Source organism: Plasticicumulans sp. (genome assembly GCF_035331805.1).
Taxonomy (GTDB): Bacteria; Pseudomonadota; Gammaproteobacteria; order Competibacterales; family Competibacteraceae; genus Plasticicumulans.
The window spans coordinates 1-2,022 of the sequence record NZ_DAOLKE010000497.1 but is presented as its reverse complement, the minus strand read 5'-3'; the positions used below and the strand labels follow the sequence as shown (position 1 = coordinate 2,022).

The 2,022-nt window shown below is 72.0% G+C and carries 4 protein-coding genes; all 4 read left to right on the top strand.

Annotated features, from left to right (window positions below; all coding sequences use genetic code 11):
* The coding region (gene ssb / locus PKE44_RS18790) for a single-stranded DNA-binding protein (RefSeq protein WP_324554276.1) at positions 1-308 on the top strand (308 nt) is incomplete at its 5' end.
* A gap of 97 nt (positions 309-405) precedes the next feature.
* On the top strand, positions 406-897 hold the full coding sequence (locus PKE44_RS18785) for a copper chaperone PCu(A)C (protein ID WP_324554274.1): 492 nt from the start codon (positions 406-408) through the stop codon (positions 895-897).
* 42 nt (positions 898-939) lie between these two features.
* Complete coding sequence (locus PKE44_RS18780; RefSeq protein ID WP_324554272.1) at positions 940-1,224, top strand: c-type cytochrome; 285 nt, start codon at positions 940-942, stop codon at positions 1,222-1,224.
* Positions 1,224-2,022: FAD/NAD(P)-binding oxidoreductase (locus PKE44_RS18775; protein WP_324554270.1), on the top strand; the 799-nt coding region annotated here is incomplete at its 3' end. The genes PKE44_RS18780 and PKE44_RS18775, both read left to right, overlap by 1 nt.

Sequence of the window (2,022 nt, the reverse complement as noted above, 5' to 3'; positions counted from 1 at the left end):
TGTTCAAGAAGCTCGCCGAGATCGCCGCCGAATACCTGCGCAAGGGTTCGCAGGTCTACATCGAGGGCAGCCTGCGCACGCGCAAGTGGCAGGACAAGGAAGGGCGCGATCAGTACACGACCGAGATCGTCGCCAGCGACATGCAGATGCTCGGCGGCAAGTCCGGCGGCGGCAGCGCGCCGTTCGAGCGCGACGGCGGCGAGATGCCGGCGGCGCCCCGTGCTTCCGGCCGTCCGGCCCCGGCCGCGCAGCCGCCGGCGGCCTCCGGCGGTTTCGACGACAACCTCGACGACGACATCCCGTTCTGAACCCCCCGGCGGCTTGCGGCCCGTCGTCGCATCCGGCCCCGCGCCGCCAGCGGGCGTCTACACTCGGCGTCCCCCAGAAACCCTCCCGGAGTGCCTCATGAGATCCGTCCTGCGCGCAGGGCTTGCCCTCGCCATCGCTGCCGCCGTGCTGCCGGTGCATGCCCATGAATACCTGCTCAAGGGCATGCACATCGAGCATCCGTGGGCGCGACCGACCCCGCCGAATGCACAGAACGGTGCCGTGTATCTGACCCTGCACGAACATGGCGATGGCAGCGACAAGCTCGTCAGCGCCAGCACGCCGGTCGCGGCCCGGGCCGAACTGCACACGCACCAGATGGACGGCGGCGTCATGAAGATGCGGCCGGTCGAGTCGATTGCGATCGAGCAGGGCACGGTCACGCAGCTCAAGCCCGGCGGCCTGCACGTGATGCTGATGGACCTGAAGAAGCCGCTGGAAGGCGGCTCGAAATTCCCGCTGACGCTGAAGTTCGAGCGCGCCGGCGAGGTCACCGTCGAGGTCGACGTGCAGCCGAATCCGCCGGCTCCCGGCGATCACGGTCACGAGCACGGCGCCACCACCGAGTAAAGGGAGCGCCGGCGCACCGTGGCTTGCAGGCTGGCGCGCGGCATGCTGGCCGCCCTGCTGCTCCTCGCCCCGCTCCGGCTGCCGGCCGAGGTGCCCGGGCGCGGTTTCGGGCTCGCCGCCGCCTGCTTCGGCTGCCACGGCACGGACGGCGTCAGCCGCGGCGCCATCCCGTCCCTTGCCGGCAGGAGCGAGCGCTTCCTGCTGCTGGCGCTGGGTGAATACAGGTCCGGTGCCAGCAGCGGCACGGTCATGAACCGCATCGCCCGCGGCTACAGCGACGAGGAACTCGCGCGGCTCGCCGCCTGGTTCGCGGGCCGGCGCGAGTGATGCGCCTGACGCGGCGCGGTTTCGTCGGCGCGGCGGCGCTGGCCGGTTTCGCGGCGCTGAGCCGGCGCCTGCCGGCAGCACCGCCGGCGCGCGTGCTGGTGGTCGGCGGCGGTTACGCCGGCGCCTGCTGCGCGAAGTACCTGCAGCGCCTCGATCCGGCGCTCGCCGTGACGCTGCTGACCCGCCCCGACCCCTATTACACCTGCCCGTTCAGCAATCTGCTGCTGGCCGGGCGGCTCGGGCTCGACGAACTCGAACAGCGGCACGATGCGCTTGCGCATGCCGGCGTCGAAGTCCGTTACGGCGAGGCGATCGCCGTCGATCCGGTCGCGAAGCGCGTGCAGCTCGACGATGGCAGCGCCCTGGTCGCCGATCGGCTCGTGCTCGCCCCCGGCGTCGAGCTCGCGTTCGATGCGCTGCCCGGCTACGACGCCGCGGCCGCCGCAATCCTGCCGCATGCCTGGGAGGCCGGCGCCCAGACCGTGCTGCTGCGCCGCCAGCTCGAAGCCCTGCCCGACGGCGGCACGGTGCTGATCAGCGTGCCGCCCGAGCCCTATCGCTGCCCGCCCGGGCCGTACGAGCGCGCCAGCCTGATCGCGTGGTGGCTCAGGCGCGCCCGGCCGCGCGCGAAGCTCCTGATCCTCGATGCCAAGGACAGATTCTCGAAGCAGGCGCTGTTTCGCGAAGGCTGGCAGGCCCTGTACGGCCAGCAGCTGGAATGGGTGCCGGGCTCGGACGGCGGACGCATCGAGCGGGTCGAGGCCGCGACGCGCACGCTGCACGCCGGCTTCGGCTTCG